Source organism: Lentilactobacillus kosonis (assembly GCF_003864335.1).
Lineage (GTDB): Bacteria > Bacillota > Bacilli > Lactobacillales > Lactobacillaceae > Lentilactobacillus > Lentilactobacillus kosonis.
On sequence record NZ_BEXA01000003.1, the window covers coordinates 175,228 to 191,875 of the forward strand.

Annotated in this window: 12 protein-coding genes and 4 pseudogenes; 11 read left to right on the top strand and 5 right to left on the bottom strand. The window is 38.6% G+C overall.

Going from position 1 to position 16,648, the window contains the following annotated elements; all coding sequences use genetic code 11:
* Nucleotides 1–140: 140 nt before the first annotated feature.
* The 4 genes from NBRC111893_RS06285 (at nt 141) to NBRC111893_RS06300 (ending at nt 4,683) form a co-directional block, all read left to right on the top strand.
* A complete protein-coding gene (locus NBRC111893_RS06285; protein WP_125008400.1) occupies nt 141–902 on the top strand; it encodes a lysophospholipid acyltransferase family protein in 762 nt (253 codons plus the stop codon).
* Between the two features lie 33 nt (nt 903–935).
* The gene (locus tag NBRC111893_RS06290; RefSeq protein ID WP_125008401.1) at nt 936–1,748 is read left to right on the top strand and encodes a glycosyltransferase family 8 protein; all 813 of its coding nucleotides are present in this window, start codon (nt 936–938) and stop codon (nt 1,746–1,748) included.
* Nucleotides 1,749–1,896: 148 nt separating this feature from the next.
* The gene (locus NBRC111893_RS06295; RefSeq protein ID WP_125008402.1) at nt 1,897–2,754 is read left to right on the top strand and encodes a lysophospholipid acyltransferase family protein; all 858 of its coding nucleotides are present in this window, start codon (nt 1,897–1,899) and stop codon (nt 2,752–2,754) included.
* 21 nt (nt 2,755–2,775) lie between these two features.
* Nucleotides 2,776–4,683, top strand: a complete 1,908-nt coding sequence (locus NBRC111893_RS06300) for an ABC transporter ATP-binding protein (RefSeq protein ID WP_225417617.1) — start codon at nt 2,776–2,778, stop codon at nt 4,681–4,683.
* 21 nt (nt 4,684–4,704) lie between these two features.
* On the opposite strand, the pseudogene NBRC111893_RS06305 reads toward NBRC111893_RS06300, so the two are convergent.
* The 3 genes and pseudogenes from NBRC111893_RS06305 to NBRC111893_RS06315 form a co-directional block, all read right to left on the bottom strand.
* Nucleotides 4,705–5,349, bottom strand: a pseudogene (locus NBRC111893_RS06305) (glycosyltransferase); the annotation flags it as partial.
* A 103-nt stretch (nt 5,350–5,452) separates the two neighbouring features.
* On the bottom strand, nt 5,453–6,769 hold the full coding sequence (locus NBRC111893_RS06310; RefSeq protein ID WP_125008404.1) for a solute carrier family 23 protein: 1,317 nt from the start codon (nt 6,767–6,769) through the stop codon (nt 5,453–5,455).
* A gap of 191 nt (nt 6,770–6,960) precedes the next feature.
* On the bottom strand, nt 6,961–7,449 hold the full coding sequence (locus NBRC111893_RS06315; protein ID WP_125008405.1) for a GNAT family N-acetyltransferase: 489 nt from the start codon (nt 7,447–7,449) through the stop codon (nt 6,961–6,963).
* Between the two features lie 69 nt (nt 7,450–7,518).
* Between NBRC111893_RS06315 and NBRC111893_RS06320 the strand changes: the two genes are divergently transcribed.
* The 5 genes and pseudogenes from NBRC111893_RS06320 (at nt 7,519) to NBRC111893_RS06340 (ending at nt 12,738) form a co-directional block, all read left to right on the top strand.
* On the top strand, nt 7,519–8,136 hold the full coding sequence (locus NBRC111893_RS06320; RefSeq protein WP_225417619.1) for a hypothetical protein: 618 nt from the start codon (nt 7,519–7,521) through the stop codon (nt 8,134–8,136).
* Between the two features lie 20 nt (nt 8,137–8,156).
* Nucleotides 8,157–8,660: a YbhB/YbcL family Raf kinase inhibitor-like protein gene (locus NBRC111893_RS06325; protein WP_125008407.1), complete on the top strand. Its 504-nt coding sequence runs from the start codon at nt 8,157–8,159 to the stop codon at nt 8,658–8,660.
* A gap of 68 nt (nt 8,661–8,728) precedes the next feature.
* Nucleotides 8,729–9,206 (top strand): annotated as a pseudogene (locus NBRC111893_RS06330) (universal stress protein).
* A gap of 162 nt (nt 9,207–9,368) precedes the next feature.
* Nucleotides 9,369–10,981: pseudogene (locus NBRC111893_RS06335) on the top strand (FAD-dependent oxidoreductase).
* 157 nt (nt 10,982–11,138) lie between these two features.
* Nucleotides 11,139–12,738: pseudogene (locus tag NBRC111893_RS06340) on the top strand (APC family permease).
* Nucleotides 12,739–13,003: 265 nt separating this feature from the next.
* Here the strand turns inward: NBRC111893_RS06340 and arcD are convergent.
* Nucleotides 13,004–14,446 (bottom strand): arginine-ornithine antiporter, encoded by a 1,443-nt coding sequence (arcD, locus tag NBRC111893_RS06345; RefSeq protein WP_125008408.1) that lies wholly within the window; start codon nt 14,444–14,446, stop codon nt 13,004–13,006.
* 205 nt (nt 14,447–14,651) lie between these two features.
* On the opposite strand from arcD, the gene NBRC111893_RS06350 reads away from it, so the two are divergent.
* Nucleotides 14,652–15,308, top strand: a complete 657-nt coding sequence (locus NBRC111893_RS06350) for an SDR family NAD(P)-dependent oxidoreductase (protein ID WP_125008409.1) — start codon at nt 14,652–14,654, stop codon at nt 15,306–15,308.
* A 61-nt stretch (nt 15,309–15,369) separates the two neighbouring features.
* Here NBRC111893_RS06350 and NBRC111893_RS06355 read toward each other — a convergent pair whose 3' ends face one another.
* Nucleotides 15,370–15,738: a MerR family transcriptional regulator gene (locus NBRC111893_RS06355; RefSeq protein ID WP_125008410.1), complete on the bottom strand. Its 369-nt coding sequence runs from the start codon at nt 15,736–15,738 to the stop codon at nt 15,370–15,372.
* Between the two features lie 99 nt (nt 15,739–15,837).
* Here NBRC111893_RS06355 and NBRC111893_RS06360 point away from each other — a divergent pair, with 99 nt between their 5' ends.
* A complete protein-coding gene (locus NBRC111893_RS06360) occupies nt 15,838–16,563 on the top strand; it encodes an SDR family NAD(P)-dependent oxidoreductase (protein ID WP_125008411.1) in 726 nt (241 codons plus the stop codon).
* Nucleotides 16,564–16,648 lie beyond the last annotated feature (85 nt).

Sequence of the window (16,648 nt, forward strand, 5' to 3'; positions counted from 1 at the left end):
ATCATTTTAAAGCGGTAAGCCAGAGATCGATATTCTCTGGCTTACCGCTTTAATTTATCCAAATTCCTAGTGAAGATATAAGATAGTAATGATATACTTTTAATCGTAATTTATAACGATTATTGAAATGGGGGGATTGATTGGCACATAAAGAACAGCGCACGATTTTTTACCGTAATTTTACCGATGATGTGGTAACCCTAGCTCACCAGGAATATCAAACTCCGGCAAACTTTCGTTACCACCATTCAAAGCTATTCGCTTTAGCTAGCTACCTATTGCAAACCATTGTCAGAATTATCGCCGCCCCACTTGGCTTATGGATCATGCACACTAGGATTAAAAATAAAGTCATTTTAAAGCCATATCGCAATCAAGCAGTTTATATATATGGAAATCATACTGCCCCACTTGGTGATGTGTTCAAGCCCTTTCGGATAGCTCATAGGTTAAATATTATCGTGGCCCCAGCCAACCTTAAGTTACCAATTCTTGGACCTTTGCTGCCAATGGGGGGAGCAATTCCGATTCCCAATAGCCTCCATCAGTATCGAGGATTTTTAAACGAAATCGCTAATTCAATTGACCACCAAAAAACATTATTTATATATCCTGAAGCCCATGTTTGGCCTTATTCAACCATTATTCGGCCATTTGATGATGCGTCATTTCGTTATCCGATACAAAATCCGGCACCAGTTTTTTGTATGACCACCACTTATCAAAAATCACGATGGCATAAGAAGCCTGAGGCTATCGTGTATTTGGATGGTCCATTTTACCCAGATGAAAATCTCAGTCTTAAGCAACAACAGCGTCAATTAAGAGACGCCGTTTTTAATCAGATGACTAAACGTAGCAAACTGAACAATTATGAATACATCAAATACATGAAACGTTAATCCAATAATATATAAGTTAAGAGGAATTTATTTATGACTTCTAGAACCATTCCGATATTCTTTTCAGTTAATGATCGTTACGCAGCTCCACTAGCAGTAGCCATTGCATCATTAATCAAGCATGCTAACTCTAAAGATACCCACTATGACTTAATTGTCTTATACCAAGAATTATCACAAGCAAACCAGACCAAACTCGCGTCATTGGCCACTAATAATATTACCATTCGCTTTATTGCGCTTGATGACAAATTTGGCAGCCGGTTCGATAATGATCAAAACACCTTGCGAGCTGATTACAAAACCTTAACCATCTATTACCGGTTATTTATCGCTGATATGTTCCCAGAATTTGATAAAGCAATTTATGTGGATGCTGATATCATTCTGCGCGACGACATTGCTAAATTATATGCTATCGATTTAATGGATAGCATCGTTGGAGCAACTAATGACCGCTTCATCGCAACCGATCCAGTAGTGGCAGCATATGCAAATGATGCTGTTGGCATTAGCAGTCAACTATACGTTAACTCTGGGGTTTTATTAATGAACCTCAAGAAATTCCGCGATACCAAGTTTACTGACCAGTTCTTGGAATTACTAACCACTTACCACTTCACACTTATTGCACCTGACCAAGATTACTTAAACGCAATTGCTAAACATGATATTTATCAATTACCTATGGACTGGAATTTAGAAACTGCTGCCATGCCAGAAGAATTCAAACCCGCCCGCTTAGTGCACTACAATTTATTTGAAAAACCTTGGCAATACAAAATGTTCCCTTTGCTGATGAATTCTGGTCAGCGGCTAAACAAACTCCTTATTATGAGGAATTAACTAACGAACTAGCCTCAACCACTGATGAAGTCCGGGCTTCAAATGATCAAAAAGCTGGTAAAATTATGCGTCTCGCTAAGGAACTGGTTAATGACCAAATTACCCTCAAAAGCGTATTAGCTAACAATGAAAGTAAGTAGTGACCTCTATGGCTAATTCAAAAGAAGCAGTTATTCAAAATATTCAAAAAGCCGTCGCAGCCGAAAAATTCCATAGTAAAGTCGAAGTTAACGACCCGATCGTTTCGCTTTCGGATATTCGAGATGTCTTAAACTCATATGTAAGTGAGCAATCAACTCTTTCGTATAAGTTCAAACGATTTCTAGCAATGATCACCATTAACAACGTTACCAGAGCGGTTAATCGAAAGACCGAAATTATCGGTGTTGAGAAAATCAGCCACCTTAACCAAGCTGGAATTGTGACAAGCAATCATTTCAATCCATTGGAAAATACTGCTGTTAGAAAGGCCGTTTACAAAGCTGGCTATCATAATAATATGGCAATTGTTAGCCAAGCCAGCAATAATAAAATGAATGGCATGTTAGGATTCTTTATGAACTACGCAAATATTATTCCGATTGCTAATATTCATAATTATTTAGGACATGACTTTCTCGACCTAGTAAAACAGCAATTAAATGATGGTAATCCTGTTTTAATCTATCCTGAACAAGAGATGTGGTTCAATTACCGAAAACCCCGGCCACCGCAGCGAGGTGCCTATTTCTACGCAGCCACTTTTAACGTCCCCATCATTTCTTGTTTCACCGAAATCATTGATTTAGGTATTCCCGATTCATCAACAACGAATTTTAACAAAGTTCAATATCGCGTCCATGTACTTGATCCCATTTTTCCAGATCCTGACTTAGACGTTAAGCAAAATAGCTATGCAATGATGCAAAAAGATTATGACCAAAAAAGACAAGCCTACGAGTTAGCCTATAATAAACCACTAACTTATGACTTTGAGCCTGACGATATTGCAGGTTGGCACGGCTAAACACATTTAGGAGATTCCACTATGTCTAACGCACATTCAAAATTGAATGTATCAGATTTTTTCGCTCTTATAAAATTAATTAAACCTCGGTATCTGTACCTAGTCCTAGGAACTGTGTTAGGGGCAATTGCTGTCGGATTGCAACTATTAGTTCCTATGCTGGCTAAGGACTTGTTAAACCATATTCCCCAAGGGGTAAATTTTCATCTATTATTAATGGTTGGAATTCTATTTGTATTTAGCATCGTGTTGGGAGCTCTTTCCGGGAGCTTTCTAGGCTTTTTTGGTGAAGATGTTGTTTATCGATTACGGGAACGTTTATGGAGCAAAGCACTATCCCTATCGATTCCATACCTGGATAATCACCAGTCTGGTCAAATTGCTTCCCGAATCACTAATGATTCAATGCAAGTCAAAAACTTGCTGGCTGACTCACTGCCCCGCATGGCGACTTCGTTGCTTCAACTGGTAGGGGCCTTAATCTTAATGCTTCTAATGGACTGGAAAATGACTGCAATTATGTTCATAACCATCCCTTTAATTTTGCTAATTCTCTTACCAATTTTTCGATTATCATCAGCCGTTGCACGTAAGCGCCAAGATGCCCTTGCTACCCTCAATGGTAATATCAGTGAAGTTCTTAATAATGTGCGCTTAGTTAAATCATCCACTGCTGCTAAAGTGGAACAAACCAATGGTTCTAAGCATATGCGCAAGTTGTATCAATTAGGAATTAAAGAAGCCATTTACGATTCCGTTATTGGCCCCACCACTGGAGTCATGATGCTGGCACTAATTGTGGCCGTTTTAGCATATGGAATCTACCGTATAAGTCTGGGTTCAATGACCACCGGAACTTTGATGGCCTTTTTAATGTACATGGTTCAATTAATTGTACCGTTTACTACCTTAGGACAATTCGTAACTGAGGTGGCAAAGGCCAGTGGCGCTACAACTAAAATTCAAGAATTGCTAAATGTAACTGAAGAAGATACTAATTCCGGTTTGAACGTGAATGTTGCTAATAAATCACTAACTATGGATGACGTATCATTTTCGTATGATACGGGCCCAGAAGTTCTTCATAATGTTTCATTCACCGCTAATGCTAACGAAGTGGTCGCATTTGTCGGTCCTTCAGGGAGTGGTAAGACCACAATTTTCAGCCTAATCGAACGTTTTTATCAGCCAACCAGTGGCGGAATTTCATTAGGCGATAACAACCTTAATGATGTCAATCTAACCCATTGGCGCAATCAACTAGGGTTGGTCGGTCAAAGTGCAAATATTATGTCTGGTAGCATTCGTTATAATTTAACCTATGGTCTTAATAAACCCGCGACTGATGAAGATCTTTGGCAGGCACTAGAATTGGCCTCAGCTAAGGAATTTGTCGCGGCCATGCCTGATCAGCTTGATACTTACATTGGCGAAAACGGCACTAATATTTCTGGAGGTCAGCGACAACGACTGACCATTGCTAGAGCATTTGTTCGTGATCCAAAGATTTTAATGCTTGATGAAGCAACAGCTAGTTTAGATCCAGAATCAGAACAAATGGTGCAAACCGCCCTTAATAAGTTAATGCACAAACGGACGACTTTGGTAATCGCTCATCGCATCAATACCATCATTGACGCTGATAAAATTTACTTTATTGAAAATGGCCGTATTAGTGGTTCTGGTAATCACAGTTATTTGTTAAAACATCATCCGCTATATCGACAATATTTTGAAAATCAAATCAAAAAAGCGATTCGCCTATTCAGGTTCCTGAATAATGCGATTCGCTTCATCATAAATATCATCATAATCATGAAGGCCCAACTCAGTTTGGACCTTTTTTTGTTCCCAAGGTTTTACCGCTACTGTATGTGGAACCGGCCAGGCAACCCAATTAGCACTAAAATGGTGGAATACCGTTTCTGATTGAACCCCATGCTGTTCATTAAACCGGCTAGCGACTAATCGTTTCTTATGTGAATATCGATTTAATGCCGACTGATCTGGCATCAACATGGGACGAATTTTACATAAATGGCGACACTTCTCCAATAAATGTGTCTCTTTAATCAAATCTAAATTCATTAATAATACGCCTGAATTTACATAATCAAACTTTTTCATTTGATGATGAAAGAACCACTTACCATAGTAATCAAGCACGCCGACAAGTTCAGTATCACTTAAATCTTGATGGTAAAAATCTGCAAATGATTTTCGACACAACACATCCGCATCCAAGTATAGAATTCGCCCATTAAGTTCAGGGACCAAATCTGCATATAATCTAAGCATACTGTATGGTGTGAAAAACGTGTTGGCATTAGCCGTTAGCTGATTATTAGCCACTAATTCACTAATATCAAGCTTCGTGACGGTACTTTGAGGATCATGCTGATTAAGTAACCACCGTAATTTATTGACGTGGTAATCAGTAAATCCGGTATATGCTTTTCGCTTGTTAGTAATTTCTGCTGTCATGACATAAATATCAAGTGGCTCTGTTTGGTGCTTAAGCAACGATAGCGTCGATAAGACAACGCCATTAAACATGCGATCGTCGCCACAATATAAAATTTGAATCGTGAACAGTCCCTTCTAATCCCCAAGTGCTATATTTTTAAGATTAACGTTATCATTATAGCGACTATCCACTATTCCCTCAAATATTATTTGATCAGCCAATTCGATATTATTATTCGTTAGTGTGCATTTTAACTTCCTGTTCAATTTCACTAGCAGCCTTTGGAGGTAAGATTAAATTAAGCACAATTCCAATAATGGTGGCCAAAGCCAAACCAGTAAACTGAAAGCTTGGGCCAATTTGTAAGTAAGCATTCCCAACACCGATTACCATAACTGATGAAGCAATCATTAAATTGCGTTTTAATCCTAAATCTACACGATTTTCAACCATCACTTGAATTCCAGAAGTCGCAATAGTTCCAAATAATAAGAAACTAATGCCACCAATCACTGGCAATGGCATTTGCATAATTAGCACATTTAACTTGTGAACAAATGAGAAGAGAATTGCAAACATGGCTGCCCCCATTAATACATAAACACTATGAATCTTAGTAATCGCCATTACACCAATGTTTTCACCATAACTAGTAACTGCTGGTCCGCCCACTAACCCGGCAAATAACGATGCCGTTCCGTCCCCAGCCAACGTTCGATTTAATCCTGGATCCTTGAAGAAATTTCGACCAGTAATTTCATTAAGCACCATAATATGTCCCATATGTTCGGTCATCGTCACAAATGCAATTGGCGTAATTGAAATAATGGCTTGCCAGTTTATCTTGAAATGATACGAAATTCCCGGAATTTCAAATGCTGGCATCTGAAACCATGCTGCATTATTAATGGCATTGATATCAACCATTCCTAAAAATACCGATAGAGTATATCCACAAACAATCGCTAATAAAATGGGAATTAGACCAATGAACCCCTTAAATACCATATTAAAGAATATCGCTAAGAATAACGTAAATAAAGCCACCATAAAATATTCGAGATCATATCTACCATTCTTCATCATTGCATCTGTTGCCGCACTGCCGGCTAATGAGAGCCCAATTACCATCACAATCGGCCCCACCACAATTGGTGGTAAAATTTTATCAACCCAATCCGAGCCAACCAGCCAGATAATCAAGGCAACTAATAAGTAAACTAGTCCGACCCCAATAACTCCTTGAGCAATTCCTGGATAACCAGTCGTCTTCATTAGTGCCGTCATTGGTAAAATAAATGCAAAGCTCGATCCCATGTAAGCCGGAATTTTGCGTTTAGTAATCATTATATGTAATAACGTTCCAACACCAGATGAAAATAACGCAATACTGGGACTTAAACCCACTAATAGCGGAACGATTACTGTCGAACCAAACATTGAAAACATATGTTGTAATGACAAACCAACCCATGGCCAGAATTTTGGCATATCATGGATATCTAAAATTGCTCGATCATCATGAAAATCATCTTGGTTTTGTTGCATTAGTTGCACCCCATATCTTTTATTTAAACCTAAAACAAAACGCCCACTGCTAGCAAGCAGTGAGCGTTTTGTTTCAGGCAGATAAGGCCAACTTATCCACTCCACCTGTTTCATTAATCGCTGTCTTGCTAGTCTCTCTGGACTAGAGTTAAAGATTCGTTTCTTTAGTGCACAATTATACCTGTTGTCATTTACTTGTCAATTACTTTTGAGACTGGTAATTCCATATCAATGTGGGGAATATCGTCTTCCAAGTACACATCACTAACATCTTTAAATCCAAATGAATGGTAAAAGTTCTTAATGTACTCTTGCCCAGATAAAATATACTTTTCTAAGTTAGGCATTTTTTCCTTTGAAAGATCTAGCGCTTCTTGCATCAAATTTCTGCCTAATCCAAATTTTCTCTGATCTTTTCTAACGATTACCCTGCCAATATGGGCAACTGTGTTGTTGTTTTCAGGGATTACCCGACAATAAGCAACTAATTCTCCCGCATCATTGCGCATGCTAAGATGCCAAGCTGTTAAATCGTCTTCATCAACTTCTTGATATGGACATTCCTGTTCTACAACAAACACCGCTACCCGTAATTGATAAATCTCGAATAGTTGTTTCGGTGTTAAATCTGCTAACTTATCAAATGTTGTTTTGATAGGCCCATCCCTCCCTAAATCCATAAATTTAACCTTTCTGTTATAATATAGTCATTAGTACTTACTGGCAAGCAAAATTAAATGAGGGATTTTTTGAATAACAAAAAAGAATCATCAAATTACACACGTTATGATTTTAATATTGACAGTCCTAGTCAAAGGCAGCCTCGCTCTAAATTTAGTGGTTGGTGGTTTGCCATTATTGTTTTATTGATTGCATTACTAATCGGAGTTAGTGTGAGCAGATTACAGAATCCAAAAAAGAGTGCCCGTGATTCTATTAACAATGATCCAATCACTAAAAGTGTTAACGGAAAATTAGCGACTGAGGTTCAAAATCAACAGGTTGCTAAATTCCAAAATCGTCTCAATCAAGAAGACAATAACGGAATTACTGTATCGCAACGAAAAAAAATGCAATCGCTAATTGATCAAACTACCAACAAATCTGTTAAACGGCGTGAGCAAAGCATTTTAAATAACACTCAAACGAAAGCAGCTGTATTCCAACCAAAGAAAAAGACTGTTCCAAATAAGCCTAAACCAACACCTAAGGACACTCCTTTTTCAACTGATCATACCTTTACTACCATAGAAGATGCCAAAAATTGGGCTAATACTACCAAGAGCCAATGGCTCGCTGCTGGCTATACTAATTATACGATTACCACTAATGGGCAAGGCTACTACAACTTAACGTTTGTTAAATAATTTTATTGAGGTGAATAATTATGAAAATTTCAGTGCCTTTAGAAAACGGATTATTACCTGACAAATACGGAAAATACGCAACTGAACAGCTAGATGATACACCAATTATTTCGTTTCCCATTTCAATTCAAGACGCTCCAATTAGTGCCAAAACATTTGCTTTACTCCTAATTGATTGGGATGCCGTGCCGGTTAGTGGATTCGCTTGGATTCATTGGGTAGCGGCAAATATTGACGGAAACGTTACACAAATCCCAGAAAACAATAGCCAATCGTTAGTGGTACCAATGATTCAAGGAAGAAATAGTACCGCTGGTAGTATCGTTGGCAATCAAAATCCCGATACAGCCTGGCGCTATAACGGGCCACAGCCTCCTGATGCCATTCACAATTATCAATTACACGTTTATGCGCTAGACTCCGTTCTGGATTTATCAGATGGATTCTGGTTAAATGAATTACAAAGTAAAATGGCTAATCATATAATCGAGGAATCAATGGTTAACGTCCCATCTCGAAATTAGTTATCTCAAACTTTTATTAGTGATATAATTAACTTGATTAAAAGATTAGCTTATTGGAGGGAAGAATCATGGAAACTAGCTACAAGAGAGTACTAGTGCCAGTTGATGGATCTAAACAAGCGGAAGGTGCACTTGCCAAAGGGGGCCGCAATTGCTAAACTTAATGGGGCTCATCTTGATGTACTTCACGTCCTCAGCACTACTCAATACGGATATAATTACGGTGGAATGGTCGACGGTGATGTTATCAATAATTTAGTTGAAGATACTACCCAGTATTTAAACAAAATTGTTGCTGACGTCAAACGTGAATCTGGATTAGAGGATATTGATATTCATATTCGGTTTGGTAACCCTAAAACTGTCATTTCATTTGAATTTCCAAAGGACCACAACATTGATTTAACCGTAATTGGGGCTACTGGTATGAGTCGTTTACAACGAGTATTAGAAGGTTCTGTATCTTCATTCGTAAATCGTAATTCAACTAATGATGTCATGGTGGTTAGAACCTCAATTGACAATAAGCCAATCGATGTCGATTAATTTTTAAGTTACTTACAATTAAAATATGCAACCAAGCACTAATAGTTCAGTTCTATTAGTGCTTTTCTTATACTAATTATTAAGTTCACTTTGATTGCTCTACATAAGTATCCTCGGTAAAATTTAAATTATCAAAACACAAGCTCACAGGAGGTATTGGTTATGAAATATATCGTTATCGGTGGAATTGCGGGTGGTCCATCATTTGCTACAAGATTATCTAGAATTGACGAACACGCTGAAATTATTTTACTTGAACAAAATTCAGAAATCTCCGTTGCCAGTTGTGCCATCCCCTATTACTTGAGCAGCATCATTAAGGAGCGCGACGCTTTAGTTGAACGAACTCCGGAAATATTAAAACAAAAAAATAACATTGAAGTTCGCCTTAATAGCCAAGTCACAAACATTGATTCTAGCGATAAAGAATTAACTGTATTAAATCAGGCAACTGGTGAACAATATTTTGAATCCTACGATCGCTTAATCCTAGCAACTGGTGCCCGACCTACCCTACCAACCATTCCCGAATCGATTCCGCCGATAATGCTTTTATGCTTCGTAGCCTAACCCAAGCAGACAAGATTAAAGATTATCTTGATACGAATCATCCTAAATCAGTAATCATTGTCGGTGCCGGTACAATCGGATTAGAGCTTGCCGAAACTTTCAAAAAGATTGGCATGGATGTGACCATCGTTGAGCAGAGCAATCATATTGCAGCTCCATTTGATTCCGAAATCACTGATGTTATTAAGCAACACCTTACTGAACAAGGAGTTCACTTACTATTAAACCAAACCATTACAAGTATTACGAATCATGGCCATACTGTTAAGTATGCCGATGGTTCGTCCCACAATCCTGATATGATTTTCTTAGGGACCGGGGTCCAACCTAATTCTGAGCTTGCTAAACAAGCGGGCATTCAGGTTACTGATGATGGCCATATTACCGTTAATGACCGGTTTGCAACCAGCATGCCTGATATCTATGCCATCGGTGATGTTATCCAAACTACTAGTCTAATTGATCACGAACCCATTAACAGCCTTTTGTCTAGTGCTGCTAATCGTCAAGGCCACTTATTAGCTGATATTCTTAATGGCGAACCTTTCTGTTACAACGGTTTCATAGGCGTAGGTGCAACCAAGATTTTTGATTTAACTGCTAGTTTTGTTGGCTATACTGAACAGGCGCTGGTTCAAAAAGGCGTTACCAATTACAAAACAGTCTTTATCACTCCATATGATCATGCCTATTTCTATCCCAATGCTGAACGAGTTAATTTTAAACTCATCTTTGAAGATGGTACGGGTAAAATCTTAGGCGGGCAAGCCGTCGGTCGCCGAGGGATTGATAAACGAATTTCGCAACTATCCGTTGCCGTTACGGGAAACCTCTCTGTATATGACTTGCCTGCTCTTGAGATCCCCTATTCTCCACCATACTCGTCAACTAGAGACGTTCTTAACATTGCTGGTTACGTTGCCATCAATCAATTAACTAACAAATTACACACCATTAAAATCTCAGATATTCCTATGGAAGATTACCGAAACGCGATTTTTCTAGACATTCGGGAAAAAGATAAAAAGCTAACTGGGACTATTAATCCCACCATTCATATCCCACTGTCCGAATTACGAGACCGGCTTAAGGAAATTCCAACTAATAAGAAAGTCTATATTACCTTTAGAAAGGGATTAGGCCCATACAATGCCAGCCGAATCTTAGCCGGCAATGGAATTAATGCTACAGTTATTGAAGAATAAGATATTTTAAAAAATAAATTTTAAAAAAATAAAATTCGCGTTAATGTGCTTCATTGCAACGATTGAAAGTATATGGAAAACCCATATTTGACGGTGCTTTTTTGACATCATCCTTAAATTTGTTACACTAGGAAGTACTTTATTTTGGGAGGTATGTATGGATTCGTCAAATACAACGAAAATTGGTTTATTTCAACTTGTAATGTTAACCTTAGGATCATTAATTGGTTCAGGATGGTTATTTGGTTCGTGGGAAGCTTCGAAGGTGGCTGGTCCCGCAGCTATTATTTCCTGGATTGTTGGTGGTCTCGTGATTGCGACGATCGCGTACAATTATATCGAATTAGGAACCATGTTTCCGGAAGCCGGTGGAATGAGTAAATACGCTCAGTATTCTCATGGACCAATGCTTGGATTTATCGCTTCATGGGCCAACTGGATATCATTAATTACCTTAATTCCTATTGAAGCCGTTGCTGCGGTTCAATATATGAGCTCTTGGCCTTGGTCTTTTGCTAAATGGACCCATGGGTTCTTGGCAAACGGTAAAATTACCACTCCGGGATTACTAATGGTTTTCGTATTTATCATTATTTTTACCTTTATTAAATTACTGGTCAGTGAGTTTACTCGCTAGGTTCACCAGTTTTATTTCCATTTTTAAAATTGGAATTCCCATTCTGACAATTATTATGCTAACTGTGTCAGGATTTCACCCTGAAAACTATGGCCATTCACTACATGAATTTATGCCATATGGTTCTGCACCAATTTTCTCAGCAACCGCAACCGCTGGGATTATCTTCTCTTTTAATGCTTTTCAAACCGTAATTAATATGGGGAGCGAAATCAAAGATTCCAAACACAATGTTATGCGCGGTATCATGATTGCTCTGTTGATTAGTGGTGCAATTTATATCGTACTTCAAAGTGTGTTCATCACTTCAATGGAACCTGGATTTCTTCATCATTATGGTTGGAATGGTATTAGCTTTAACTCACCATTTGCTGACTTAGCGATTCTGTTAGGGATCCACTGGTTATCGGTTTTGCTATATATGGACGCCTTTGTCTCACCATTTGGAACCGGAGTTTCTTTCGCGGCATCTACTGCTCGCGCCTTATACGCTATGGAATCTAATCAACACATTCCAAGTTTTATCGGGAAAATCAATCATAAGTACGGTATTCCTCGGGTTGCTCTAGTAGTAAATGCTCTTTTGAGCATGTTGATGGTTTCTATCTTTAGATCATGGGCCACCTTGGCAACAGTTATCTGTACCTCAACGTTAATTGCTTATCTAACTGGTCCGGTCACCGCCATTTCATTTAGAAAAATGGCTCCTAACTTCAAACGGCCAATTAGGTTAAAACACCTTAATTTTATGGCGCCACTATCATTTGTATTGGCCTCATTAGCTATTTACTGGGCAATGTGGCCAACCACTGTTGAAGTTATTTTGGTAATCGCCATTGGACTACCGCTTTACTTCTACTACGAATATCGAGCTGGCTTTGTAAACACCAGAAAAGCCTTCTGGTCATCTCTGTGGCTGATTGTTTACCTAGCTTTTCTATCAATTGCATCATACGGTGGGAGTAAGGAATTCAATGGAATGAACTGGGTTCATTATCCATATGATTTCATAGTGATCATCGTCGCCTCCCTCATTTTCTATACTTGGGGGATTCGAAGTCATCATGTATTTGCTGACTTTTATCAAGCTGAAAAACTAAATGATTCGGTTACAGAATAATTAAAAATAAGCAGACTTTCTTAGGAAAGCCTGCTTTTATTTACATTACAGATAGTTAGCTCACATGGCTAAGAATAATCTATATTCTAATTATGTTTACCTCATGTAATAGGATGGTACCAACTACCAGGATTCCTAAACCTAATCCGGTAACCACGTGTGATAGTTTCATTTTATCGACCTCCTTTACTTTCCTATATATTGTCACACCTAACTTAAATCTGACTTAAATAAAAAAGCCGGCGCTTAAGCCAGCTTTTTTACATTAAAATGAAATATTTCCAGTAAAAATCAATATTAGTCCACCAATGGCGCCTGCTAAAATTACCAGCGTTGTAATAATCTCCCGCTTGGATAACCATCGCCGATTATGCTTATTATGCCGGCCCTTCATGAACAAGAAGAATCCGGGGATATATGCGATACAGCATAGTAATAGATACTGTAAACCTGCAAGGTAAATAGCAACTGTTTCGAATATCAAAGCAACTAATCCAATTATTAACTGAACGACATTTCCTTTTTCATGGATGTTTTGAATTGAATATTTAACTTGGTAAGCGGCCACTAGAATATAACTTACCACGATTGCGGCCGTACATAGCGAATAGGCAAAGTTATAAGCCTGATCAGTAAAGATTAAGGTACACAAGAAAGCTTGTATCAATAGTCCACTAATCACTAATGAGAAAGTTGGCGCTCCTTGACGATTTTCTTTTCCAAATCGCTTAGGAAGTAAGTCATGTTCAGACATTAATCTGACCGTTTCTGCAGGTAGCATTGTCCATGATAACCATGAACCTAAGGTTGAAACGAATAATCCTGCACTAATTACAGCACCACCCCAAGTTCCAACCATATCCTTAAAAATATACACCATCGCTGGTTGATTGATAGTGGCCAGCTGAGACTGTGACATGTAACCATACGGCAAAATGGATGCCAAAATATAAATTATCAGCAAGCAACATAACCCAAGAACTGTTGCCTTACCGACATCACTTTTACGTTTAGCCCGAGAGGACATCATGGTGGCTCCCTCGATTCCGACAAAGACCCACATCAAAACCATTAAACAATTTTTGATTTGAGTACCAACACCAGCGCCGCCATTAAAATTACCACTCAGGTTGTTCCAAAAATGGGCTGTGAAAATATTACCTTTGAACATAATAATTGCAAATACAATAAAGGTAAATAAGGGAATTAATTTACAAATCGTAATTACCGCATTAAGAACTGCCGCACTCTCAACCCCGCGATTAACAATATACATTAATATCCACGATACACAACTAGCGACAATGATCGATGGCACATTATGACCAGATTTAAAGATTGGAATAAAGTAACCGATTGCACTCATCATAACAGTGGCAAACGCAACGTTTCCCATCCAAGATGACAACCAATAACCCCAACCACTAATAAAACCGGCATACTCGCCGAAACCTTCTTCAGCGTACGCAAACACCCCTTCAATATCAGGTCGCTTGCCAACCAAGTTCATTAGACTTAGTGCCAGAGCCATAATACCTACTCCCACAATCAGCCAAGCAAGTAAGGCTGGTCCTGGAGATGCGGCACTAGCAAGATCTGATGTTAGAGCGAAGACCCCTGCTCCAATTGATGATGTTACAACCATCGCCGTTAGCGACATAAAACCAATTCCGTTAGGATTACCTTGCGGATGACTATTAGTTTCCATTTAAAACCCCTCTGGGATTAACCCCATCTATATATAGTAATAATTAAGCTAATTACATAATATAACAGAATTAGCCCAAATGCATAATTTATAAAATGCTTTTTTAAGTAAGGGCTTTATTTAACCACTTTTTTGAATCTGTGCTACCATTGATGCATAAAAATATAATCTTATTAAATTAATTATTTTATAGGGGGATTTAATCATGGCAACTAAAATTGCATTAATTGTTGGCCCAGGACATGCCGGACTTGGTAAGGCCCTTGCAATCAACTTTGGTGAACAAGGATATCAAATTGCGTTTATGGGGAAAAACATTGACCCTTTGAACGATTTAGTAGCCCAATTAAAGACAAATAATATCCAAGCATTTACAGTTCCAGTTGACTTAGCCGATCCAGCCAGTGTTGCTGAAGGAATGAAGAAAATTAGCGATACGGGAGAACTCCAAGTTGTGATCTATAACGCCACTATGAGAACCAAAAACAAACCATCACAGCTAACTGGAGAATTATTAACCAATAGTTTGACTAGTAACCTACTCGGTGCCGTTACTGTTACTAACTTAGCCCTTCCATTGTTAAAAGCGACTGGCGATGGTGTGCTACTCTACACTGGATCAGTAGTTGCTGCCAAACCTGGGACCACCGATGTTGAACAGTCGATTGGTAAAGTTGGCCTCCACAACTATGTACTTGCGCTCAACAAAGAATTGGCCAAATCTGGAACATTCGCAGGGATGGTAACTATTAATACCTATATTCGTGAGGGTAAACCTGGCCATATGGATCCAAATGAAATTGCCAAGGCTTATGCTAACCTTGCTGCTAATAAAGACACTGCCAACTATGAATATCATTAAATGCCAAAAAGGATGGGAATCATGATTCTCATCCTTTTTTCTATTAGATACCCTACTAAGATTAAACATATCCATTAGTACCTTTGCGGTAACGACTTAACTTATGATCAATCTGATCAATTTCAGCATACTTTTCTTCAATGTCAGCTAAAACTTTTGCTTTTTGATTTTCTAAAATTTTAATTCTTTCCGGGATGGTCTTAGGACCTGCCTTCATCAATTGATGATATTCCTGAATATTTTTGACTGTCATCCCCGTCCGACGTAAGTACTTAATGAAGTTAAGCCAATGAACTGTCTCGTCGTCATCAAATAGCCGGTTATTATTCTGATCACGATCAACGGCGTCAATTAAGCCTTTTTCTTCATAAAAACGAATTGTTCTAACTGATAACTGCGTTCGCCGGGCTAGTTCTCCAATTAAAATCATTTTTACTCCCTTTTTAGTTGACCTCCAGTTACGTGAGGCGCATATGATATGTTCATACTATATCACAAACTAGCTATAACCTTTAGGAGGTATTATTGAATGAATAAACCACTAACATTAATTACCGGCGCTGATAAGGGCATGGGTTTTGAAATCGCCAAAGAACTTGGTCAAGCAGGCCACCATATCCTACTCGGCTCTCGTAACAAAGACCGAGGTATAACAGCTGTTAATACTCTTCAACAAGAAGGCATTACAGCTAATCTAATCTTGCTGGATGTGGCGGATGAAACCAGCATTATCGCAGCCCAACAAGCCATTACTTCTGACTTCGGTAAACTCGATAATTTAATCAATAATGCGGGCATTACCCTTGATAATTGGGAAAAGCCATCAACCCTCGCAATTGAAAAGATTCGTGGCGACTTTGATGTCAACTTTTTTGGCTTGGTTTCTGTTACTCAGCATATGCTGCCACTGTTAAGCAAATCCACAAGTTCCAAGATCATCAACATTTCCAGTGCGGTTGGCTCACTAACCGTTGCATCTGATCCAACTAGTAGTGTATATAAACACTTTTCTTTTGGCTATCAAGCCTCTAAAGCAGCCGTTAACATGTTTACTATCGATCTTGCGAATGAATTGAAAGATACGCAAATCACCGTTAACTCTGTCAATCCTGGATGGGTGGCAACCGATTCAGATGTTGGCGGTGGCCCTAAGACAATTAAAGAAGGCGTCGCGCGCACTGTTGAGTTAGCCTTACAGCCAACTAATTCAATCAGTGGTACCTTTTCTGATACTGATGGCATTGTTCCCTGGTAGCAAACTCAGTTAAGCATCACAACTAATCTAATTAAAATAGCTCCACCGAAAATATATAATTTCGGTGGAGCTATTTTTGTTTATC

Excerpts from the sequence above, each read along its gene's own strand:
- NBRC111893_RS06350 (WP_125008409.1), top strand. The coding sequence starts at position 14,652 with ATGGCAACTAAAATTGCATTAATTGTTGGCCCAGGACATGCCGGACTT.
- NBRC111893_RS06325 (WP_125008407.1), top strand. The coding sequence starts at position 8,157 with ATGAAAATTTCAGTGCCTTTAGAAAACGGATTATTACCTGACAAATAC.
- NBRC111893_RS06290 (WP_125008401.1), top strand. The coding sequence starts at position 936 with ATGACTTCTAGAACCATTCCGATATTCTTTTCAGTTAATGATCGTTAC.
- arcD (WP_125008408.1), bottom strand. The coding sequence starts at position 14,446 with ATGGAAACTAATAGTCATCCGCAAGGTAATCCTAACGGAATTGGTTTT.
- NBRC111893_RS06360 (WP_125008411.1), top strand. The coding sequence starts at position 15,838 with ATGAATAAACCACTAACATTAATTACCGGCGCTGATAAGGGCATGGGT.
- NBRC111893_RS06310 (WP_125008404.1), bottom strand. The coding sequence starts at position 6,769 with ATGCAACAAAACCAAGATGATTTTCATGATGATCGAGCAATTTTAGAT.
- NBRC111893_RS06300 (WP_225417617.1), top strand. The coding sequence starts at position 2,776 with ATGTCTAACGCACATTCAAAATTGAATGTATCAGATTTTTTCGCTCTT.
- NBRC111893_RS06355 (WP_125008410.1), bottom strand. The coding sequence starts at position 15,738 with ATGATTTTAATTGGAGAACTAGCCCGGCGAACGCAGTTATCAGTTAGA.
- NBRC111893_RS06295 (WP_125008402.1), top strand. The coding sequence starts at position 1,897 with ATGGCTAATTCAAAAGAAGCAGTTATTCAAAATATTCAAAAAGCCGTC.
- NBRC111893_RS06315 (WP_125008405.1), bottom strand. The coding sequence starts at position 7,449 with ATGGATTTAGGGAGGGATGGGCCTATCAAAACAACATTTGATAAGTTA.